The sequence below is a fragment of the Burkholderia sp. KBS0801 genome, from assembly GCF_005937855.2.
Classification (GTDB): Bacteria; Pseudomonadota; Gammaproteobacteria; order Burkholderiales; family Burkholderiaceae; genus Burkholderia; species Burkholderia ambifaria.
In genome coordinates, this window is sequence record NZ_CP042179.1 from 331,963 (window position 1) to 355,484 (window position 23,522).

The 23,522-nt window shown below is 67.2% G+C and carries 15 protein-coding genes; 13 read left to right on the plus strand and 2 right to left on the minus strand.

Going from position 1 to position 23,522, the window contains the following annotated elements; genetic code table 11:
- Positions 1–73: 73 nt before the first annotated feature.
- The 11 genes from FFI87_RS30955 (at position 74) to FFI87_RS31005 (ending at position 13,250) form a co-directional block, all read left to right on the plus strand.
- Complete coding sequence (locus FFI87_RS30955) at positions 74–1,027, plus strand: ABC transporter permease (RefSeq protein ID WP_012372394.1); 954 nt, start codon at positions 74–76, stop codon at positions 1,025–1,027.
- Between the two features lie 30 nt (positions 1,028–1,057).
- Positions 1,058–2,014, plus strand: coding sequence for an ABC transporter permease (locus FFI87_RS30960; protein ID WP_138850356.1), 957 nt, complete (start codon positions 1,058–1,060; stop codon positions 2,012–2,014).
- Positions 2,014–3,879, plus strand: a complete 1,866-nt coding sequence (locus FFI87_RS30965) for an ABC transporter ATP-binding protein (protein WP_138850357.1) — start codon at positions 2,014–2,016, stop codon at positions 3,877–3,879. Before FFI87_RS30960 ends, FFI87_RS30965 begins: the two co-directional genes overlap by 1 nt.
- A gap of 139 nt (positions 3,880–4,018) precedes the next feature.
- Complete coding sequence (locus FFI87_RS30970) at positions 4,019–5,353, plus strand: NAD(P)/FAD-dependent oxidoreductase (protein WP_138850358.1); 1,335 nt, start codon at positions 4,019–4,021, stop codon at positions 5,351–5,353.
- Positions 5,354–5,438: 85 nt separating this feature from the next.
- Complete coding sequence (locus FFI87_RS30975) at positions 5,439–5,894, plus strand: helix-turn-helix domain-containing protein (protein WP_012372398.1); 456 nt, start codon at positions 5,439–5,441, stop codon at positions 5,892–5,894.
- 120 nt (positions 5,895–6,014) lie between these two features.
- Positions 6,015–6,749, plus strand: coding sequence for a cupin domain-containing protein (locus tag FFI87_RS30980; RefSeq protein ID WP_138850359.1), 735 nt, complete (start codon positions 6,015–6,017; stop codon positions 6,747–6,749).
- Positions 6,750–6,751: 2 nt separating this feature from the next.
- Positions 6,752–8,077, plus strand: a complete 1,326-nt coding sequence (locus FFI87_RS30985; protein ID WP_012372400.1) for an NAD(P)/FAD-dependent oxidoreductase — start codon at positions 6,752–6,754, stop codon at positions 8,075–8,077.
- A gap of 137 nt (positions 8,078–8,214) precedes the next feature.
- Positions 8,215–9,492, plus strand: a complete 1,278-nt coding sequence (locus FFI87_RS30990; protein WP_138850360.1) for an NAD(P)/FAD-dependent oxidoreductase — start codon at positions 8,215–8,217, stop codon at positions 9,490–9,492.
- Complete coding sequence (locus FFI87_RS30995) at positions 9,489–10,958, plus strand: aldehyde dehydrogenase family protein (protein WP_138850361.1); 1,470 nt, start codon at positions 9,489–9,491, stop codon at positions 10,956–10,958. Before FFI87_RS30990 ends, FFI87_RS30995 begins: the two co-directional genes overlap by 4 nt.
- 31 nt (positions 10,959–10,989) lie before the next feature.
- The gene (locus FFI87_RS31000) at positions 10,990–12,177 is read left to right on the plus strand and encodes a M20 aminoacylase family protein (protein WP_138850362.1); all 1,188 of its coding nucleotides are present in this window, start codon (positions 10,990–10,992) and stop codon (positions 12,175–12,177) included.
- Between the two features lie 170 nt (positions 12,178–12,347).
- Positions 12,348–13,250, plus strand: a complete 903-nt coding sequence (locus tag FFI87_RS31005; protein WP_138850363.1) for a GNAT family N-acetyltransferase — start codon at positions 12,348–12,350, stop codon at positions 13,248–13,250.
- Positions 13,251–13,281: 31 nt separating this feature from the next.
- Here FFI87_RS31005 and FFI87_RS31010 read toward each other — a convergent pair whose 3' ends face one another.
- Positions 13,282–15,501, minus strand: a complete 2,220-nt coding sequence (locus FFI87_RS31010; protein ID WP_138850364.1) for a LamG-like jellyroll fold domain-containing protein — start codon at positions 15,499–15,501, stop codon at positions 13,282–13,284.
- A gap of 705 nt (positions 15,502–16,206) precedes the next feature.
- Between FFI87_RS31010 and FFI87_RS31015 the strand changes: the two genes are divergently transcribed.
- The gene (locus FFI87_RS31015; RefSeq protein WP_138850365.1) at positions 16,207–18,396 is read left to right on the plus strand and encodes a TonB-dependent siderophore receptor; all 2,190 of its coding nucleotides are present in this window, start codon (positions 16,207–16,209) and stop codon (positions 18,394–18,396) included.
- Between the two features lie 24 nt (positions 18,397–18,420).
- On the opposite strand, the gene FFI87_RS31020 is transcribed toward FFI87_RS31015, so the two are convergent.
- Positions 18,421–19,236, minus strand: a complete 816-nt coding sequence (locus tag FFI87_RS31020) for a response regulator (protein WP_138850856.1) — start codon at positions 19,234–19,236, stop codon at positions 18,421–18,423.
- 907 nt (positions 19,237–20,143) lie between these two features.
- Between FFI87_RS31020 and FFI87_RS31025 the strand changes: the two genes are divergently transcribed.
- On the plus strand, positions 20,144–23,521 hold the full coding sequence (locus FFI87_RS31025) for a YadA-like family protein (protein WP_138850366.1): 3,378 nt from the start codon (positions 20,144–20,146) through the stop codon (positions 23,519–23,521).
- Position 23,522: the final 1 nt, after the last annotated feature.

The following is a 23,522-nucleotide window of genomic DNA, read 5'->3' on the forward strand; positions in this document are numbered from 1 at the left end:
GGCTGGCCGCCGTCGCGCGGCCGGTGCGGACCACCGCGCCGGCCGCACGCGGCTTTTCCGGGAGTGCGACTCCATGAACCGAATTCTCATCGGCCTGATCGGCCGGCGCATCGCGGTCACCGCGCTGACGCTGCTGATCGTATCCGCGATCATCTTCACGATCACGAACCTGCTGCCGGGCGACGCCGCGCAGGCCGCGCTCGGCCAGTCGGCGACGCCGGAGACGGTCGCCGCGCTGCGCCAGCAGTTCGGTCTCGACATGCCGGCGCACGTGCGTTACCTGCACTGGCTCGGCGGGCTGTTGCACGGCGACTTCGGCCGGTCGTTTTCGGGCGACATGCCGGTGTCGGAGCTGATCGGCGGGCGCCTGCCGAAGTCGCTCACGCTGGCGGCGATCACGACCGCGGTGTCGGTGCCGATCGCATTGCTGCTCGGGATCCTCGCGGCGGTCAAGCGCGAGTCGGCGATCGACCGCGTGATCAGCCTCGGCACGCTGTCGCTCGTCGCGACGCCGGAATTCCTGATCGCGACGGTCGCCGTGCTCGTGTTCGCGGTGAAGCTGCACTGGCTGTCCGCGCTGTCGTACAGCGGCCCGATCGAAAGCCTGCACGATTTCCTGCGTGCGTATGCGATGCCGGTGCTGACGCTGTGCGCGGTCGTGATCGCGCAGATGGCACGGATGACGCGCGCCGCGGTGATCGAGCAACTGAGCGCGTCGTATGTCGAGATGGCCGTGTTGAAGGGCGCGAGCCCCGCGCGCGTCGTGCTGCGCCATGCGTTGCCGAACGCGATCGGCCCGATCGCCAATGCGATCGCGTTGAGCCTGTCGTATCTGCTCGGCGGCGTGATCGTCGTCGAGACGATCTTCAACTATCCGGGCCTCGCGAGCCTGATGGTCGACGCCGTCAGCAACCGCGATTTCCCGTTGGTTCAGGCCTGCACGCTGATCTTCTGCGTCGCTTACCTGACGCTGGTGCTGTTCGCCGACCTGTGCTCGATCGTGTCGAACCCGCGACTGCGCACCTGAGTGTTTCGTTTTCCTTCCGAGATGCCGCCCATGCAACCGATCGAACCCGTACAACGCAGCAGCGCGCTGCCGCCATCCGGCGACCCGCCCCTCGGGCGGGGCAGCATGCCGCCTGCCGCGCCCGCCCCCGACCAGCCGCGCAAGCGCCGCGCCGCGCGCATCGCCTTGACGACCGGCGGCCGCGTCGGCCTGTCGATGGTCGGCCTGATGCTGTTCGTCGCGGTGTTCGGGCCGCTGATCGCGCCGCACGACGTCGGCGCGATCGTCACGCCGGACGTGTTCGCGTCGTTCAGTGCGAAGCTGCCGTTCGGCTCCGACTTCCTCGGCCGCGACATGCTGAGCCGGATCCTGTACGGCACGCGGCTGACCGTGCTGCTCGCGCTGGCCGCGGTGCTGCTCGCCGCGGTGACCGGCACGACGCTCGGGCTGCTCGCGACCGTGTCGGGCCGCGCGGTCGACGAGACGATGAGCCGGCTGCTCGACGCGCTCACGTCGATTCCGTCGAAGATGTTCGCGCTGATGTTCGTCGCCGCATTCGGCTCGTCGCTGCCGCTGCTGGTCCTCACCGCCGCGATCAGCTACATGCCCGGCTCGTACCGGATCGCGCGCGCACTGGCCGTCAACATCAGCACGCTCGAATTCGTGCAGGTGGCCAAGGCGCGCGGCGAGAGCGCGCTGTACATCGCGTGCGTCGAGATGCTGCCGAACATGATCCACCCGATGCTGGCGGACACCGGGCTGCGCTTCACGTTCGTCGTGCTGCTGCTGAGCGGCCTGAGCTTTCTCGGGCTCGGCGTGCAGCCGCCGTATGCGGACCTCGGCTCGCTCGTGCGCGAGAACATCGCCAGCCTCGGCGACGGCTCGGCCGTCGCGATCATGCCCGCGGTCGCGATCGCGATCCTGACGGTGGGCGTCAACCTGTTGATCGACGGCCTGCCGCATCGCGGCCGCCGCAAGGGCGCGGCCGCGGCCGCGGGAGAACGCTGATGCGAGATGAATCGACTCCGCTCGTGCAAGTGCGCGGGCTGCGCGTGGTCGGCGGCCGTCCGGGCGGCGTGGAAACGACGATCGTCCACGACGTCGACTTCGACGTCGCGCGCGGCGAGGTGCTCGCGCTGATCGGCGAGTCGGGCTCCGGCAAGACGACGATCGCGCTGTCGCTGATGGGCCATGCACGCGCCGGCTGCCGGATCGCCGGCGGCTCGGTGAAGCTCGGCGGCACGGACGTATGCACGCTGTCCGCGCAGGCGCTGACCGCATTGCGCGGCCGCAAGGTCGCGTATATCGCGCAGAGCGCCGCCGCCGCGTTCAACCCGTCGCGCACGATTCTCGACCAGGTGATCGAGAGCGCGCTGATCCACAGGACGATGACGAAGCGCGATGCGCAGGCGAAGGCGGTCGAGCTGTTCCGCGCGCTCGCGTTGCCCGAGCCGGAGACGATCGGCAAGCGCTATCCGCACCAGGTGTCGGGCGGCCAGTTGCAGCGGCTGATGGCCGCGATGGCGCTGATTACCGATCCGGAGCTGGTGATCCTCGACGAGCCGACGACGGCGCTCGACGTGACCACGCAGATCGACGTGCTTCAGGCGTTCAAGAACGTGATCCGGCGCTACGGAATGAGCGCGGTGTACGTGTCGCACGACCTGGCGGTGGTCGCGCAGATGGCCGACCGGATCGTCGTGTTGAGCGACGGCCAGATCCGCGAAGCGGGCGAGACCGAACAGATCCTGCACGCGCCGGCGCATCCGTACACGCAAAGCCTGATCGCGGCCGTCACGCCGGGCGCGATCGAACGCGATGCGAAATTCGCGCAGGCCGCGCCCGCGCCGCTGCTCGACGTGCGCGGCGCGGTCGCCGGCTACGGCGGCCGCACCGCGAAAGGCTGGCCCGCGAAGGTGATCCTGCACGAAGTGGACCTGCGCATCGGGCGCGGGCAGACGGTCGGCGTGATCGGCGAATCCGGCTCCGGCAAGACGACGCTCGCGAAGGTGATCGCGGGTCTCGTGCCGGCGACGGCCGGGCAGATCCTGCTCGACGGCGAGCCGCTCGCGCTCGACATCGGCAAGCGCTCCAAGGAGCAGCACCGCCGCGTGCAGATCGTGTTCCAGAACGCCGATACCGCGCTCAACCCGGTGCATACCGTCGAGCGCACGCTGGCCCGACCGCTCGCGTTCTATCACGGGATCAAGGGCGCGCGGGCGCGGCAGCGCGTCGCGGAACTGCTCGACCTCGTGCGGCTGCCGCAGGCGGTGGCCGCGCGGCGCACCGGCGAGCTGTCCGGCGGACAGAAGCAGCGCGTGAACCTCGCGCGCGCGCTCGCGGCCGAGCCCGACCTGATCCTGTGCGACGAAGTCACGTCGGCGCTCGACACCGTGGTCGGCGCCGCGATCATGGACTTGCTGCGCGACCTGCAGGCGAAGCTCGGCGTGTCGTACGTGTTCATCACGCACGACATCGCGAAGGTGCGCGCGATCAGCGACGACATCGTCGTGCTGTATGCGGGCCGCCGCGTTGAAACCGGCAGTCGCGATGCGCTGTGCGCGCCGCCTTATCACCCGTATTCGCATCTGCTCGTGTCGTCGGCGCCGGAGCTGCGCGCGGGCTGGCTCGACGATGCGGCGGAGCGTTGCCACCGGCCGCTGGTGCCGATCGGCGAGCGCGAGAACGAGGCCGAGCTGTGTCCGTTCCTGTCGCGCTGCGCGATGCGCGTGGACGGCGTGTGCAACCGGACGGCCCCGTCGCTGCGCACGCTCGGGAACGGCGCGCAGGTGCTGTGCCATCGCAGCGAGGAGGATCTCGCGCGCTTCCAGGCGGAGCCGATTCCCGCTGGTGTCACGCCGGTGCAGCTGTAGTGCGTGGCGCGCGAACCGTTCATCGCACGGTGCGGTGAACGGCGCGCCGCATAGTCTGCTGCGGCAGTCGCGCAAAACGGCAATTTGTACGCGTGCCGTGCGCGAATACGCGGCAACTGCGGTTTTTGACGGTGATTAAATGATTCTCATTGAACGGTCGCCGATCGTCGTTGCCGGCATGCACAAGAAGGATCCCATGAAACTGGAATCGTACTGGCTGGATACCCGACCCGCGTTTCGCGCCGGGAGCGTGGGCCCCGTCGAAGGGCGGGCCGACGTCGTGGTGATCGGCGGCGGTTTCACCGGCTTGTCGGCAGCGCTCGCGCTCGCGCAGCGCGGCGTCTCGGTGGTCGTGCTCGAAGCCGCGCAGGTCGCGGGCGAAGCGTCCGGCCGCAACGGCGGCCAGTGCAATACGGGCGTCGCGCAGGACTACGCGTCGCTGGCCGCGCGCATCGGCGCCGCGCAGGCGAAGCAGTTCTATCGCGCGTACGAAAGCGCGGTGAAGAGCGTCGAGACGATCGTGACCGAACAGGCGATCGATTGCGATTTCCGGCGCGCCGGCAAGCTGAAGCTCGCCGCGAAACCGCAGCATTTCGCGGGGCTTGAAAAGACCTTCAACGCGTTGCGGCGCGACGTCGATCCGGACATCGAGCTGATCGACCCGTCGCACATCCGCGACGAAGTCGGCTCCGACGGTTTCCACGGCGGGCTCCTGCAGCGCAACGGCGCGCAGATGCACATGGGCAAGTTCGGCGTCGGGCTCGCGCAAGCGGCCGTGCGGGCCGGCGCACGCGTGTACGAGCACGCGGCCGTCACGCAGCTCGACCGGCTCGACGGCGAGCGCCACAGAATTACCTGCGCTCGCGGCACGATCGTCGCCGATCGCGTGCTGGTCGCGACCGGCGCATCGCAGCACGGGCCGTTCACGTGGTTCCGGCGACGCATCGCGCCGGTCGGCAGCTTCATCGTCGTGACCGAGCCGCTGCCCGACGCGCAGTTGAACCGGCTGTTTCCGCATCGCCGCGCATACGTGACGTCGCGCCAGATCGGCAACTACTTCCGCGTGACGCCCGACAACCGGCTGCTGTTCGGCGGCCGCGCGCGCTTCGCGATGTCGAGCCCGCGCTCCGACGCGAAGAGCGGCGACGTCCTGCGCGCCGGCATGGCCGGCTATTTCCCGGAACTGGCCGGCGTGCGGCTCGACTACTGCTGGGGTGGCCTCGTCGACATCACCGCCGACCGGCTGCCGCGCGCGGGCCAGCACGACGGGCTCTATTACTCGATGGGCTACAGCGGCCATGGCGTGCAGATGTCGGTGCACATGGGCCGCGTGATGGCCGACGTGCTGTATGGCGCGGCCGCGTCGAACCCGTGGCGCGAGCTCGACTGGCCGGCGATACCCGGCCATTTCGGGCACGCGTGGTTTTTGCCGCTCGTCGGCGCGTATTACCGGATGCAGGATTTCCTGCATTGAAGCGAGCGCCCAGGAGATTCGACATGAAAGTGCGTTTCGTTGGTCCATTCGCCGTCGTGCGGGCGGCGGCATGAGGGCGGCGAGCATGGCTGTTCCGTTCCACGATCCGATCGACGGCGCGATTCCCCGCGCGCCGCGTGTCGCGCGGCCCGTGTCGCCGGCGATCGGCGACGTGCTGCGCACGATCGACGCGTCGTTCGCGCAGCCGCTGAACCTCGACACGCTCGCGGCGGTGGCCGGGTTGAGCGTGTCGCGTTTCACCGCGCGCTTTCGCAGCGAAACCGGGCTGTCGCCGCACCGGTATCTGTGTCTCGTGCGGATACGGCGGGCGCAGGACCTGTTGCGCGCCGGTCTCGCGCCGTCGGTCGTCGCGACCGACGTCGGCTTCTTCGATCAGAGCCATCTGTGCCGGCATTTCCGGCGCGTGCTCGGGATCACGCCGCGCGATTACGTGGTCGCCCGCACGGGCGGCGCGCCGGCGCGAGCGCCATCGACGCGCATGCGCAGCGAACGCCGCGATGCGTCGTGTCACGCGGCGTAAGCACAGGCATGGACGACATGCCCCGCTGAGGATGTCCGGCAGGAGAGCCGGCGAACGACGTTTTCCGATATCGCGTGACAGCTTTCGAACGAATCCGTCACGCACTGCACAGGAGCAGAAATGACCGCAGTTTTCGTGTTGCACCGGGCCGACGGCGCACCGCCTTCCACCGCGTTCCGCAAGCAGGCGTTCGGCGCGAGCGATCCGTTCGCGTCGCATCGCGAGATCGCGTGGGAAGGCCCCGACGCGATGGCCGCGGGGCGCATCGGCTTCGTGGGCGAACTGGACGTGCCGAGCTTTCCGCACATCGAAACCCTCGTCGTCGTCCAAGGCGAACTGACGCTCGAAGCGGGCGGGGCCGCACCGCTGGTGGTCGGCCCGGGACAGGGCGCCGTCATCGGCGGCGGCACGGCGCTGCGCATCGCCGCGCAATCGCCGGTGCGGCTGATGTTCTGCGCGGCAGCGTGCGCGCAACCGACGAAACGCGGCGTCTTTGCACTGCACGCCGACGCGGACTTCAAACCGTCCGCCACGCTGGCGGCCGAGGTACTGCTCGGCCCCGCGCCGCAATGCCGCAGCGACAACGTGTTCACCGACGACGGCGCCGGGTACTGCGCGGGCACATGGGATTCGACGCCGTATCACCGGATCGTCCGGCCGCATCGTGCGAACGAGTTCATGTTCCTGCTGGACGGCGGCGTCCGGTTCGCGGCGCCCGACGGCAGCGTGCAGTCGCTCGGTACCGGCGACGCGCTGTTCGTGCCGCGCGGCGCGTCGATCGGGTGGGAAAGCAGCGAACGCGTGGCGAAGTTCTACGTGATGCAGAACGCCAAACCCTCCACCGAACGAGACTGAGCATGTCCCCTCCGCTGCGCCATATCGAAACCTTGTCCACGCCGCCGGCCGCGGCCGACGTCGTCGTGATCGGCGGCGGCATCATCGGCGTCTTCACCGCCTACTATCTGGCCCGCCGCGGCATATCGGTCGCGCTCGTCGAGAAGGGCCGCATCGGCGCCGAACAGTCGAGCCGCAACTGGGGCTGGTGCCGCCAGCAAAACCGCGATGCGCGCGAGTTGCCGATGGCGAGCAAGAGCATCGATCTGTGGGAACGATTCGCGGCCGAATCCGGCGAAGACACGGGCTTTCATCGCTGCGGGCTGCTGTATCTCAGCAATGACGAGGCCGAACTGTCCCGCTGGGCCAGCTGGGGCGAATTCGCGAAGACCGCGGGCGTGACCACGTACATGCTCGACAGCAAGCAGGCCGCCGAGCGCGGACGGGCAACCGGGCGGCAGTGGAAGGGCGGCGTGTTCTCGCCGACCGACGGCACGGCCGATCCAGGCAAGGCCGCGCCGGCCGTGGCCGCCGCGCTGATCAAGCTGGGCGGCAGTGTCCACCAGCACTGCGCGGCGCGCGGCATCGAACTCGAAGGCGGCCGGGTCGCGGGCGTCGTCACCGAGGCGGGCGTCATCAAGACCCGAACGGTCGTGATGGCCGGCGGTGCATGGGCGTCGTCGTTCTGCCGCCAGCTCGGCATCCGGTTTCCGCAAGCGTCGATCCGTCAGTCGATCCTGAGCGTGTCGCCGGTCGAAACGCCGTTGCCGGATGCGATGTACACGTCCGGCGTGTCCATCACGCGCCGCAGCGACGGGCGCTACGCATTGGCGATCAGCGGCCGCGCGCGCGTGGACCTGACGCCGCAGTTCCTGCGCTTCGCGCCGCAATTCGTGCCGATGTTCGCGAAACGCTGGCGCAATCTGCTGCCGGGCGGCCTCGAAGGCGTGCGCGGCGGCCACGAAACGTTGAAGCGCTGGCGCCTCGACGCGCCGACGCCGATGGAAGCCGTGCGCATTCTCGATCCGAAGCCCGACATGCCGACGGTCGCCGAAACGTACCGCCGCGCGGCCGAACTGTTGCCCGAACTGCGCGAAGCGAAGATCACGCACGCGTGGGCCGGGTTCGTCGACAGCACGCCGGACGGCGTGCCGGGCATCGGCGAAGTGCCGGGCGTGCCGGGGCTGATCCTCGCGGCGGGGTTTTCGGGTCACGGCTTCGGGATCGGCCCGGGCGCCGGGCACCTGATCGCCGATCTCGCGTCTGGTGCGCAACCTTTCGTGGACCCGGCGCCGTACCGGCCCGGCCGGTTCAGCGAGTCCGCATGGGGCAAGGTCGCGGATTTCTAGTCCGCGGTCGTCACGGGAACGATGGTGGCGGCCTCGGGATGATGCGTTTCGATCCGGACGGCGCGCGAGCGGTCGGATCGGTGTGGTGAATGCTCGCCGTGCTGTGCAGCCCGGTGCTGCCGACAATGGAGTGCCTGATGCGTTTCGGTTCCTACTGGCTCGATACGTCCGAGCCGTTCGTGAGCCGCTCGACCGAGCGGCCTGACGGAAATTGCGACGTGGTGGTGGTGGGCGGCGGGATCACGGGTTCGGCGGCCGCGCTCGCGCTGGCGAAAAAGGGCGCGCGTGTCGTCGTCTGCGAAGCGGGTACCGTCGGGCAGGCGGCGTCGGGACGCAACGGCGGCATGTGCAACAACGGCTTCGCGCAGGATTACGCGTCGCTGTCGCAGCGCATCGGCACGGAACTGGCGAACCGGTTGTATCTCGCTTTCGATGCGGGTGTCGATACGGTCGAGCGGCTGGTCAGGGAGGAGTCGATCGATTGCGCTTTCGCGCGGCGCGGCAAGCTCAAGCTCGCGGCGAAGCCCGAGCACTACGACAAGCTCGTGCGAAGCCACGCGCTGCTCGCCGCCAGCGTCGACCCCGACACGCGCCTGGTGACGAAGGCGGAACTGCGCGACGAGATCGGTTCGAACCGCTATCACGGCGGCCTGATCTTCGAGAAGAGTGCGGGGATGCACGTCGGCCGCTATGTGCGCGGCCTGGCGAACGCCGCGCAGGCGCGCGGCGCGCACATTCTCGAGCATGCGCCGGTGCTCGGCATGACGCGGGAGGCGGGCGGCGCCTACGCGGTGCGAACGCCGCTCGGCGAGATCCGTGCGCGCCAGGTGCTGCTCGCGAGCGGCATCTCGCAGGTCGGCCCGTTCGGGTGGATCCGGCGCAGGATCGTGCCGGTCGGCGCGTTCATCATCGTCACCGAGCCGTTGCCGCGCGAGTTGCTCGACCGGTTGCTGCCGACCCGCCGGATGGTCACCGACACCAAGAACTTCGTCAATTTCTTCCGCGTCACGCCCGACAACCGGATGCTGTTCGGCGGGCGCGCGCGTTTTGCCGCGTCGAATCCGCGCTCCGACGAAAAGAGCGGGGCGATCCTGCGACAGCAGATGGCCGCCGTGTTTCCCGAACTAGCCGCTGTGCGCATCGACTATTGCTGGGGCGGGATGGTCGACATGACGGCCAACCGCCTGCCGCGCGCGGGCCAGCGCGACGGCGTGTATTACTCGATGGGCTATAGCGGCCACGGCACGCACATGGCGACGCTGATGGGCACGCTGATGGCCGAGATCATGGATGGACGCGCCGATCTCAATCCGTGGAAAAGCTTCGACTGGCCCGCGATTCCCGGGCATTTCGGCAAGCCGTGGTTTCTGCCGTTCGTCGGCGCATGGTATCGACTAAAGGACACGCTGCAATGAATTCACTCGTCAATTCACCGCTTCGTCATCTGAAGGAAGCCGGCAGGCTCGATCGCTTCTTCATCGACGGCGACTGGGTGTTACCCGATGGCGGCGACCGGTTCGCGGTCGTCTGCCCGTCCACCGAAGACACGCTGTGCGACATCCCGCTCGGCAATGCACGCGATGCCGACCGCGCGGTGCAGGCCGCGCGCAACGCGTTCGAGCGCTGGGCCGCGACCTCGCCGCAACAACGCGCCGCGCTGCTCGACCGCGTGCATGCATTGATGCTGGAGCGTGCGGAATCGTTCGCCATGGCGCTCGCGCTGGAAATGGGCGCGCCGATCGCTTATGCACGCGGCGCCCATGTGCCGCTCGCAGCCGAACATATCCGCGTCGCGCGCGACAATCTGGCCCGCTACCCGTTCGTTTCGCGGCGCGGGACGACCGCGGTCGTACGCGAGCCGATCGGCGTGTGCGCGCTGATCACGCCGTGGAACTGGCCGATCTACCAGATCACCGCGAAAGTCGGCCCCGCGCTAGCGGCAGGCTGCACGGTGGTGCTGAAACCCAGCGAGCTGTCGCCGCTCAGCGCGCTGCTGTTCGCGGAAGTGATCGCCGATGCGGGCGTGCCCGCGGGCGTGTTCAACCTGGTGAGCGGCAGCGGCGACGCGGTGGGTGCCGCGCTTTCGTCGCACCCCGAGGTCGACATGGTGTCGATTACCGGGTCGACGCGCGCGGGCGTGCTCGTCGCGCAGGCGGCGGCCCCGACCGTCAAGCGCGTCGCGCAGGAGCTGGGCGGCAAATCGCCGAACATCGTGTTGCCGGATGCGGACCTGCAGCGGGCCATCGGGCCGGGCGTGGCCGCCGCGTTCCGCAACATGGGGCAATCGTGCAGCGCGCCGACCCGCATGATCGTGCCGCGCGATGCGCTCGGCGTGGTGGAGGAACTGGCTGTCGCGGCAGCGCAGCGGCTGATCGTCGGCGATCCGTTCGACGACGCGACGACGCACGGGCCGCTCGCCAATCGCGCGCAGTTCGGTCGCGTCGCGCAGATGATCGACGTGGGCATCGGCGAACGGGCGAAGCTGATCGCCGGCGGCCCCGGACGGCCCGCGGGATTCGACCGCGGCTTCTATGCGCGGCCGACGATCTTTTCCGAGGTTCGCACCGACATGGCGATCGCGCAGCAGGAGATCTTCGGGCCCGTGCTCGCGATCCTTCCTTACGATACGGTCGACGAAGCCGTCGCGATCGCGAACGACACCGTCTACGGGCTCGGCGCGCATGTGCAGGGCGCCGACAAGGAACGCGCACGTGCGGTGGCCGCGCGCATCCGGTCGGGGCAGGTGCATCTGAACTACCCGGCATGGGATCCGCAGGCGCCGTTCGGCGGCTACAAGCAGTCGGGCAACGGTCGCGAGTACGGGATCGAAGGGATGGAGGAGTATATGGAGATCAAGTCGATCGTCGGCTATTACGACTGACGCAGCCGTCTACTTTTCGAAGGTGCCGAAATTGGAAAACCCCGTCATCCCCGACACATCGCTGCAAGCGCATCACGCGCACTGGGCGAAGCTGCGCCGCGACCTGCATGCGCATCCCGAGCTGCGATTCGAAGAACACCGGACGGCCGACGTCGTCGCCCGCGAGCTTGAAGCGCTCGGCTATGCGGTGTCGCGCGGGCTCGGCGGCACGGGCGTCGTGGCGAGCCTGCCCGGCGCGGATCCGGGCCGCGGCATCGTCCTGCGCGCCGATCTGGATGCGTTGCCGATCCACGAAGCCAACGACTTCGCGCATGCGTCGTGCACGCACGGGATCATGCACGCGTGCGGCCATGACGGCCATACCGTGATGTTGCTCGGCGCCGCACGCGTGCTGAAAGAGCTACCGCAGCTGCCGGGCACCGTCCATTTCGTGTTTCAGCCGGGGGAAGAGGGCGGTGCGGGCGCGCGCAAGATGATCGACGACGGGCTGTTCGAGCAATGCCCGACCGAGGCGGTATTCGGCATGCACAACTGGCCCGGTTTGCCGGCCGGGCATTTCGGCTTGCGCACCGGCCCGATCATGGCCGCCGGCTCGCGGTTCAGGATCACGATCACCGGCAAGGGCGCGCATGCGGCGCAGCCGCACCTCGGCGTCGATCCCGTTCCGCTTGCGTGCTCGATGGTGCTGCAGTGCCAGACGATCGCCGCGCGGCACAAGGATCCCGTCGACCCGGCGGTGATTTCCGTCTGCATGTTCCATGCGGGCACGACGGACAACGTCATTCCGGACACGGCCGAGCTGCGCGGCACAATCCGCACGCTGTCGTCCGCGTTGCAGCAGCAGCTGCAGCGCGACGTCCGGCTCATGTGCGAAGGGCTGGCGGCGGCTTATGGCGCGCAGGTTGTCGTCGAATTCTTTCAGTACTACCCGGCAACGGTCAACACGCCGACCGAGACGGCGCTGTGCGAAGCGGTGATTCGCGACACGTTCGGCGACGAACGCCTGTATCCCGATGTGCCGCCGAACATGACGTCCGAAGACTTCGGCTTCATGCTGGAGGAGCGCCCCGGCGCTTACGTGCTGATCGGCAATGCGCCGGTTGGATCGGCGTCGCCGGCGTTGCATCACCCGAAATACGATTTCAACGACGAGATCATTCCGGCGGGTGTCCGGTACTGGGTTGCGCTGGCACGGCAGTATTTCGCGCGATTGCCGTGACGCTGTGCGTGATGCCGACCCGGTCGGCAGTCGAGGCGCATTGAATGGTCATGCGCGTACTCGGCGTTAAGTTTTTATTAATGGCGAATTTATAGATCGTTAGGCACAGGAAAATCATTCCTTCCTATAGTCGGTTTGTGAAACTGCGCCATTTCGAATGGATGACATTGATGAACGACGAACACGTGATGAACGCTTCCGGCGCCGCGACGGCGCTGAACTACCGACGGTTTACCGCGGCCGACGTCCCGGCGGCCCACGCACTCTCGATGGCGCTTCGCTGGCCGTTCAGGGCGGAGGACTGGCAGTTTTCCGCGGACACCTCGATCGCGTTCGCGGCCGAGGAAAACGGGGTGGTCATCGGTACGGCGATGTGCTGGAAGTACGGTGCGGGCCGTGCCGCGATCGGACACGTGATCGTGTCGTCCGAGCATCAGGGCCGCGGGATCGGCCGCGCGCTGATGGAGATCCTGCTCGACGAACTGGGACAGCGCATCGTGTTCCTGCATGCGACGCCAGCCGGCCAGCCGCTCTACGAAAAGCTCGGTTTCAACGTGTGCGGATCGCTGGATCAATTTCAAGGGAACGTGAGTCGGCCCGCGGCGGTGGCGCTGCCCGACGGCGCTCGACTGCGGGCCGGCACACCTGCGGACCTGAGCCGATTCGTCGAGCTGGACGCGCGTGCTTCCGGCCTCGAGCGCGACGCGCTGATGTCGGCCTTGATGAAGCGGGGCGAAAGCGTCGTGCTCGAGCAGGATGGCGAGATCGCCGGATTCTCAGTGCTGCGCCGGTTCGGCCGCGGTTACGTGGTCGGCCCGGTCGTCGCCCCGCGTTCGAGCGACGATGCGCACGCGAAGGCGCTGATCAGTCATTGGCTGAGCGCGCGGGAGAACGAATTCGTTCGCATCGACGTACCGTCGGGAACGAGCTTGCCGGACTGGCTCGACGCGCAGGGGTTGAAACGCGTCGACACCTGCTCGAAGATGGTTCGCAACGCGCCGGCCGACGCGCACCGCGGCGCGTCCGACCCGGTATATGTGCAGTACGGCTTGATCAGTCAGGCGATGTTGTAGGCGCCGGCCGTGCGGCCGGCGGCCGCGCGCATCACGCTCCCTGCGCGAGCGCCTTCACCTGTTCGGCCGACATTGCACCGCGATAGATGCGGAATTCGTCGATCAACCCGTTGAAGAACGGATCGCCCGGGTATTGCGAACGTCCGATCCAGTTCTGCGCGGTTTTCCCGATGCGCCACGGCGCGAAGATCACGTCGTTCGCCGAGCCGATCGCATTGCCGTTCAGATAGAGCGTCGCGGTGTCGGCCGCCAGCGTGACGGCGACGTGTGCCCATTGCCCTGCCGGCAGGGCCGCGTTGCCGTCGATCGTGCGCTCGCCATGCCCGCCATTGGTGGTGATCGCGAAGCGCATCGTGCCGCCGTGGCTCTTCGGCGTGACGAACAGATAGCGGCCGGTGCCCGAACCGAAATCGAAGATGCGCGCCCACGTCTGGCCGCCGCGCCAGTTGACCCACGCCGCGATCGTGAAATCCGACACGTCCGCGACGATGTCGTTCGGCAACGCGACGTAGCCGGTCGAGCCGTCGAGCGACACCGCATTGCCCGTTTTGCCGGCCCCGCGCGATGCGCCGCCGACGAGCGTGCCCGCATGAGCGTTGCCGCTCGCGTCCGCCGCACTCGTGCCGCCTGTCTCGTCGAACGTCAGCAGCGTATGCAGTTGCAGGGCCGTCGATGCGGCCACTTCCGCGGAATTCGCGGATTCGCCCGATGCGGTGCGCGCGCTGATCGCGTAGTACCAGACGCCCGCGGCCGGGTGGTCGGTATACGTCAACGGATCGACGATGCCGGTCGCGATGGTCGTATACGGACCGCCCGCGGTGGCGGCACGCTTCACGTCGTAGCTGGCCGCGTTCGCGATGCCCCACCACGACAGCACGACGTGCCCGGCGGCCGGCCACGCGGTCAGCCCGCTCGGTGCGGTTGCGGGCGCAACGGGATCGCGCGTGCAGGTCAGCGTGCCGTAGCCGAGCTGGTCGTAGCCGCCGCTCGTTTCGCCGTAGTTGCCGCCGCCGCCTTCGGGCTGGATCGCGCGCGCGAACTTCCCGGACCACGGTGCGGCGAGCCCCCTGCGGTTCACGTAATGGTTGTAGACGAGCGCCCAGCACGGACGAATCGCGCCCTGGCTGCCGGTCGAGAATTGCGCTTGCGTGACGTCGACGTTGGCGTAGCGCGCATACGGCACCGTCGGAAACGTGCCGTCCGGCTGCACGAGATTCGCTTTTGCAACGTATTCGGCGCCCGCGAGGAAGCGGTTGTTGTCGTGGCCGTACAGGTCGATGCCCTGGTTCCACGCCATTTCGCAGATCGCGCCGGCGAGCGCGATGCCGAGCGTGTTGTGCCCCTGGTCGCGGCCCGATTCCTGCCATTGGCCCAGGTGGCCGGGATGCAGGTAATAGACGGCCTGCGCGATCGCGCCGTTGCCCGCGCCGTCGATGAAATAGTTGACGGCTTCGTCGAACTTCGCGTGGTCGTCGCACAGCACGCCGATCGCCATGATCGACGCGATATTGCACAGATCCCAGTTCGCCCAGTAGTGCGTGATGTCGGTGTTGTTGTGGCGATTCAGGAAGTCGGCGTTGATCGGGTAGAACTTGTCGGCCATCATCGCGCGGAACGCGGCGAAGTCGGCCGCGGCCCAGCCGGAATACGTGCGCATGATTTCGCCGGCGTTCGCGAATTCGTACCCGTAGAGGCCGGCGGCCAGGTCGACGTTCGAATCGCCCGCGAGGTTCTGCAGCGTCGACGACCATTCGTTCATGATCTGCACGGCCTTGTCTGCATACGCTTTGTTGCCCGACACCTTCCAGCGCAGTGCGCACGCATAGGCGGCCGCGATGTCCTTGTACAGCACCGGATAGTTTTGCGCGCCGGTGCCGCCGCGCGTGACGACGGCCTGCGGGCGCGGCGACCACGACAACTGCGCATGGCTGTTTGCAATCAGCGTGTTCCAGCCGTCGCGCCACGGCGATGCGGCCGCCGCGACCTTCTGCGCGATCCGGTCGAAATCGCCTTGCGTGTGCAGCAACCCCGGATGGACGAACGCGGTGCGGGTCGTGACGGCGGCCGTGCCCGTCGCCACGCGTGCGAGCGCACGGTTGCCGCCCGCCGCTGCCGCGGTCGTGACGCCGCGCACGTTCTCGCTTGCGCCGGAGCCGTTGCATGCCGACAGCGCGAGCGCTCCGACGCTGTAAAGGAAGGTGCGCCGGGAAACGCGCGCGTTCGATTCAAGCAGGAGAGGGGTGTCGTGCATGTCGCGTGGGTTCCTTGACGAGTCTCACGGGAGGCAAGCGATGTCGTGCGGCGAAATCAGTCATCGCATGACGACGCGGATTGTAACGGAACGGCGGGTGCCGAGGACCACGAATTTGCGGCGTCGTGCCAAATTTTCAGATAGCAGATTGTCGCGCGGCAGTTGATTAACATGCTAAGAAAGCGGAAAAAAATGGCGATTGATACGTTTGCGAGATATGATCGTCGCCGGCATGCAGGTGGCAGACTTTTCAGGTGTGCAGAGCGATATATTCCCACTATTTCATACGGTCGTCGTACGACGGATGACCGGGCTTATATCGCACTCCGGTCCGCACGCCGCGGCAAGCCCAATACCGGTGAAGCCACGAACGACAAGAATCGGAGATCGACACGATGACGAGCAGCGCCCCAGGTTTGAACGAACGGTCTGCGCTACACGCGACGTGGGGCGCGTCGCGCTCGACGCTGGCTTGCGCGGGTGTGACGGCAATGCGGGCATGCGGTGAACGATCTCGCGCTCGCAGGCGTTTTTTCTAAAGACCGCGCAACGTCGCGCCGATATCATTCAGGCGCTCAAAAACGACGCAATCGAACGACGCGCACCGACTCGTGCGCGACAGGCCCGCACCGCCGGCCAGCCCCGCAACGAAACACGACCGGGTGGGCGGCACCCGGGCAGCACGACGGAGACACTAGCTAAACGATGGGAACGGCAACAGGTTCGGTGCGACGCGCAATCGCGATCGCGGCCGGGGGAACGTTGTGCGTGGCGGCCGCGGGCGGCGCGCACGCGCAGGCATCGAACGCGGCGGTAATGCCGCCGGCCGATGCGGCGGCGCTGCTGCCGAAGATCGACGTGACGGGCGAGGCCGGCCGCGCGTCGCTCGGGCTCGTCGGGTTGCGTACCGCCACCGCGACGAGGACCGACACGCCGGTCGCCGAAATCCCGCAGACGACCAACGTCGTGACCGCGCAGCAGATCGAGATGACCGGCGCGACCGACCTGAACCAGGCGCTGCGCTACGTGCCGGGCTTCGCGACGTTCGGCTCCGATACGCGAACCGACTGGTATGCGGCGCTGCGCGGCTTCACGCCGACGCTGTATGTCGACGGCGTGGCGGCGCCGAACACGGCGGTCATCGCGAACTGGCGCGTCGATCCTTACACGATCGACTCGATCGCCGTGCTGCGCGGGCCGACGTCGGTACTGTACGGCGCGGGCGAGCCGGGCGCGATTGTCGACGCACATACGAAGCTGGCCGACGGCGAGCGCGTGCGCGAAGCCGGCGTGCAGATCGGCAACGATGCGCGCAAGCAGACGATGCTCGACATCGGCGACAAACTGGATCCGGGCGGCCGATATGCGTACCGCTTCGTCGGCATCGCGCGCGACGGCAATGCGGAGACCGGCCCGAACGCCGACCGGCGCGTCGCGGTGGCGCCGTCGTTCCGCTGGCGGCCGACCGCCGACACGTCGCTGACGGTGTCCGCTTCGTTCCTGCAGGATCACGGCGACATTTCGTCGAACTTCCTCCCGGCGTCGGGCACGGTCTTGCCGAATCGGAACGGGCGCCTGTCGCAGGACATCTACATGGGCGACCCGACGTTCAACGACTACCGGAAGAAACAATGGTCGCTCGGCTATGCGCTCGAGCATCGCGTGAACCCGATCTGGACGCTGCAACAGGACGTGCGCTGGTCGCGCCTGTCGCTCGACGACGCGACGGTGTTCGGCAACGGCTTCATGCCCGGCAGCACGACGAACATGATGCGGTTCGCCGGCCTGTTCCAGTTGAACTACAGCCGGCTCGACATCGACAATCGCGCGCAGGCGCGCTTCGCCACCGGCCCGCTCGAGCACACGCTGCTGCTCGGCCTGCAGTTCGACCGGCAGACGACGACCAACAGCGTATGGCTCGCGCTCGCGCCGTCGCTCAACCTGTACCACCCCGTCTATCGTCCGGTGACGGCCGCGATCTTTTCCGGCCGCACGTCGCTCGGGCACGTCGATCAGTACACGGCGATGAATTCGCTCGGCGCGTATGCGCAGGACCAGATCCGCTGGAACCGCTGGACGCTGACGCTCGGCGGCCGTGAAGATCGCGTGAACGCACGCTTCGACGACCGGGCGGCCGGCATCGGCACGCAGCAGGACGTCAGTGCGTTTTCGGGCCGCGTCGGGCTCACCTATCAGGGCGATGCGGGATGGTCGCCTTACGTGAGCTATTCGACGTCGTTCGATCCGGTGATCGGCGTGCGGATGTATGGCGGCGGCCTGCCGAAACCGACGCGCGGCAAGCAGACCGAAGCCGGGCTGCGCTGGCAGCCGGCTGGCCGGAACCTGATGCTCACCGCGGCCGTTTATCGGATCGACCAGACCAACGTCGTGACGCCGACGCCGACGAATCTCGACCCCACCGGCACGTCGTCCGTGCAGACCGGCAAGGTGCGTTCGCGCGGGATCGAACTGAGCGCGGTCGGGAACGTGACGCGCGAGCTGTCGATCGTCGCGTCGTACGTCTATCAGGACGTCAAGAACGTGCAGGCGAACGATGCATCGCTGAACAACTGGCCGGTGTCCGTGCCGCTGCCGCGGCAGATGGCGTCGCTGTGGACGGACTGGACCTGGCACACCGGCGCGCTGTCGGGCCTCGGAGTCGGCGCCGGCGTGCGCTACCAGAGTGCGTCGGCCGGCGCGCCTGACAATTCGCTGACGGTGCCGAGCGCCACGCTGTACGATCTCGCGATGCACTACGAGGTGCGTCACTGGCGGTTCGCGCTGAATGTCGCGAATGTGTTCGACCGCCGCTACGTGAGCGGCTGCCAGTCTTACGCGGTGTGCGTGTTCGGCAACGAGCGCACGGTGCTGGCCAGCGCGAAATACAACTGGTAGCCGTACCCGTCATGCCGGGCGCGACTATGCGTCGCGCTGCGGTTCCCGCGCGGCATCACGCCCGGCCGCATCGCGCTGACGCCGCCATTCGGTCGGCGTGATGCCGAACCGTTCGCGAAACGCGGTGGCGAAATTCGCCGGCGTCGAAAAGCCGATCTCCTTCGCGATGCTCGCAATGCTGAGCGACGTCGTATCGAGCAGGTCCTGCGCGATGCGCAGGCGCTCGTGCCGCAGATATTCGAACACCGTCTGGCCCAGGTTGTCGCGAAACGCGCGCGACAACCGCTTCTCGTGCGTGCCGACCGCGCGCGCGAGCTGCTCGACCGTCGGCGGATCGTTCAGCGTGCGCGACAGATGTCGAATGGCCGCGCGCACGATGATGTCGTCGTCCTTGCCCGTCGCGAACGGATCGTGCACGGCCGGCGCATCCATCGGCAATGGCCGTTTCGTCCGTGCGAGCTGCACGCGGATTCGCGCGACGACTTCGGCCGGTTCGAACGGCTTCACCACATAATCGACGCCGCCGATTTCGAGCCCTTCGACGCGCTCGTGCAAGTCGCCGGCCACCGTCAGGAAAATGACAGGGATCGCGCTCGTCAGCGGATCGGCCGCCAGCCGCCGGCACGCGGTGAAACCGTCCATGCGCGGCATCCGGACATCCATCAGGACCAGGTCGGGCGTGAGTGCCTGCGCGCGCTCGCACGCCTGCACGCCGTCGAATGCAATGCTGATCCGGCATCCGGTGCTGCGCAGGATATCGATCAGCAAACGGAGCTGGTCGGGCTGATCGTCGACGATCAGGATATGGGCATTATTCAATGCGGCGGTCGATGGCGACATCGTGTACCTGTTCAGGAAAGGCTGCGGGCAGCGTTCCTGCGCGCGGTCGATTCCGGTTCGGGAAAATCGTCGGAAGCCGCGACATGGCTTCGCGAACACGCACGGTACGCTCGCATCGAAAAACGGACTTCGCCGGACTGCACGGCAGGCAGTAGGTCGGCGCATTACTCGGCGTTGGTTCTTTTGATCGCTGAGCCGATAAAGGGGCGGAAGATTGCCGCTGCCGGAATCGATGCGAGCGGAATTGTAGGGCGATATCTCGATTCTCGCTAGAGTGCCTATCTCTATTATCGGGATGCGCGTCGGGACTAACATTGAATCCCTTGTCGATATTTTGCAGTTTTTTGCGAGATTGCTTTTAATGGCACGGCGCTCCAGCAAAGTATCCATCCTTTCGGGAAAACATTTTTATTAAGCGCAGCAATACGAAATCGTTTGCGAGTTTGGTGTTTTTAACATAAGCCATTGAAAACATTGAATTTTGCAATCTATAAAGAATGCCGCCTTCTCTAATGCCGGGGCCTGTCTCATAATTCGTCCGAACTTTGGATGACGGATGGATTAGACGGTTTGGGCCTCCGGCATACCGTGGCAGGCATTGACGTGAACGAAAAGCCGTTCGCGTGCAGAAGATGAAATAAAAGAAACGGGGTTGGTCGCGCCACGCGCGGCATTCAACTCGGAATGTCAATGACAGCAGGTTGACTCGCGAGAGTCGGCAGGGGCGAGCTCGTCCATGACGGTCATTTTGTATTCCTGATGTTTTTCATCGAATGAACGGAACGGGCCGTCGACCGAGCGACGCGCCCGGGCAGCGTATCGCGCATTGAGTTCGAAGTTGAAGTCGAAGCTGTGAATAAAAGTAAGTAGTCCAAATCCAAACGAAAGAAACGAAACGGAGCAAAAAATGCAGAGGAACCAGATTTCGGCGCTCGTCGCCGCCATGTTCGCAAGCGCAGGTGTGCTGGTCGCGGGGGCCGCACACGCGGACAACTTCGTCGATCGCGGCAACCCGGACAACGCGCTGAACGGGCAGTGCATCGACGGTACGAACCCGTTGTGCGTCGCGACGAAGAGTGGGACGTTCGTCGCGACGAGCAGCACGAACTTCACGTCTGGAACGAATGCGAAGGCCGGCTCCAGCGGTATCGCGATCGGCGACCAGTCGAACGCGGGTAGCCAGGGCGGCTCCGGCAGCGGCGGCGGCATTGCGATCGGCGTCGGCGCGCAGGCACTGGCGAACTCGGCCACGGCGATCGGCACGGTGGCCGTCGCGCAGGGCAATACGGCACTCGCGGTCGGCCGCCAGTCCGCCGCGATCGGCGATTACTCGATGGCGCTCGGCAACGTCGCCGATGCGCATGGGACCAGTTCGATCGCACTCGGTCACTCGGCGCTGGCGAGCGGCGATCGCTCGATTGCAATCGGCGGCGCGAATCCGACCACGAGCGACGGCGTGTCGAACGGTGCATCCTACGATGCGGCGACGCAGACCCGTGCGGGCGGCACGCAATCCGTCGCGATCGGCGCCGGCGCGCAGACGAACGACAACAACCAGGTCGCGATCGGCTCGGGCAGCGTCGGTGCGAACAACGGCGGCACGCCGGTATTCGGCGGCACGGCTGCACCGGTCGGCGGGGCCGTCTCGTTCGGTTCGCTCGGCCACGAACGCCAGATCAAGAACGTCGCGGCGGGCGCGGCCGACACGGACGCCGTAAACGTCCAGCAGCTGAAGAACGTGAACAGCACGCTCAGCACCGGCATCGCCAATGTCGACGCCCGCGTGACCGCCGTCGGCAACACGCTGTCGACGTCGATCGCGAACGTCGACCAGCGCGTGACCAACGTCGGCAACAGCCTCAGCACGAGCATCGTGACGGCGACGCAGAACGTCGTCAAATACACCGACGATTCGCACGCCGCGATCGCGCTCGACGGCAGCAACGGCACGACGATCGGCGGTGTCGCGGCCGGGGTCGCCGATACGGACGCGGTCAACGTCGGCCAGCTGAAGGGCAGCGTTGCACCGCTGCAGACCTCGCTGTCGACGGCCGCCGCGAACATCACGAACCTGCAGAACAACGTGACGGGCCTCAACGCATCGCTGAGCACGGCCGCGTCGAACATCGGCGGCCTGCAGGCAGCCGATGCGCGCAACGTGAAATACGACGGCGCGAGCGGCTTCGACTCGGTCACGTTCGCCGGCCCGAACGGCACGACGCTGCACAACGTCGCGGACGGCGTGAGCGCGAACGACGCGGTGAACGTCGGTCAGCTCGGCAAGGCGACCGATACGCTGAACCAGTCGATCGCCAACGTCGGCAACAGCGTGACGAAGCTCGGCGACCAGGTGACGACGAACACCGGCAACATCGCCGCGCTGCAGCAGGATGCGCTGCAATGGAACCCGAGCCTCGGCACGTACGATGCGAGCCACGGCGGAAACAGCCCGCAACGCATTGGCAACCTCGCGGCCGGCCAGAACGGCACCGACGCGGTCAACGTGGACCAGCTGAACGCGGCGATTCACGACGGCACGAGCCAGCTCGACGCGCTCGCCGTGAAGTATGACGATCCGAGCAAGCGTCAGGTTTCGCTCGGCACGGGCAACGGCGGGGTTCCGGTGCGCGTGACCAACGTCGCCGAAGGCAACGTGTCGACCGGCAGCACGGACGCCGTGAACGGCGCGCAGCTACGCCGCGCGATCGACGGCACGGCAGCCGCGCTCGGCGGTGGCGCGACGGCGAACACGGATGGCTCGATCACGGCGCCCGCGTACAAGATCGGCGGCGATTCGTTCAACAACGTTGGCGACGCGCTGACGAACCTCGATGGCCGTGTCGGCAGCAACACGACGACGCTCGGGAATCACGAGACGCGAATCGGCAACGCCGAAACGAACATCGCCGTCAATACGAACGCGATTGCCGGCCTGCAGAAGGATGCGCTGCAGTTCGACCCGACGCTCGGCGCATACAACGCCGCCCGCGGCGGCGCGCCGACCAAGCTGACCAGCATCGCCGACGGCAATGTCGCGGCCGGCAGCACGGATGCGGTGAACGGCGGCCAGTTGTACGGCGTGAAGTCCGATCTCGAGCAGCAGATCACGCAGGTGTCGAACCAGACGGGCGAGGCCGTGAAGAACGTCGTCAAGTACGACGTCGACGGCAACGGCAACCGGCTGAACTCGGTATCGCTGATCGGCGGAAACCCGAATGCGGCGGTCGTGCTGAAGAACGTCGCGGCCGGCACCGACGATACGGACGCGGTGAACGTGAAGCAGCTGAAGTCGGTGCAGTCGAACCTCGACCAGCTCGGCGCGCTCGCGGTGCAGTACGACGACAGCTCGAAGGGCTCGATCACGCTTGGCGGGGCCGGTGGCACGCGCATCACCAACGTGAAGGCCGGCACGCTCAGCGCGACCAGTACCGACGCGGTGAACGGCTCGCAGCTCTACGCGACGAACCAGCAGGTGTCGAAGAACACGACCGATATCGCGAACCTGCAGGACAACGTGACCAACATCGCGAACGGCAAGGCCGGGCTCGTTCAGCAGCAGGACCCGAAAGGCGCGATCACGGTCGGCAAGGACTCGGGCGGCACGAGCGTGAACTTCACCGGCACGGCGGGCGACCGCGTGCTGACCGGTGTCGCGGCCGGCGTGAACGCCAACGACGCGGTCAACATGGCGCAGTTCAACGACGCGCTGAAGACGGCGGCGGTCAACGACCAGATCCGTGCGGCGGCAACCGATGCGAACACGACGTGGATCGCGCGTGCCGATGCCGGTTCGATCGGCTCGACGGCGACGGCAACCGGCAAGAACGCGGTGGCGATCGGCCAGGGCTCCGTTGCGGATCGGGACAATTCGTTCTCGGTCGGCGCGAAGGGCAACGAACGGCAGGTCACCAACGTGGCGGCCGGCACGGCGTCGACCGACGCGGTGAACGTGCAGCAGCTGAACGACAACCTCAATGCCGCGTCGACGCAGGCGAAGGGCTACACCGACCAGCGGATCGGGCAGGTGTACAACTCGTTCAACGACCTGAAGAAGGACATGTACGGCGGCGTGGCGTCGGCGATGGCGGTGGCCGGTTTGCCGCAGCCGACGGGGGCGGGGCGCTCGATGGTGTCGGCGGCGACGTCGAACTATCACGGGCAGCAAGGCTTCGCGGCCGGGTATTCGTACGTGACGGAAAGCAATCGCTGGGTCGTCAAGGCGTCGGTGACGGGCAATGCGCGTTCCGACTTCGGCGCGGTGGTCGGTGCAGGCTATCAGTTCTGAT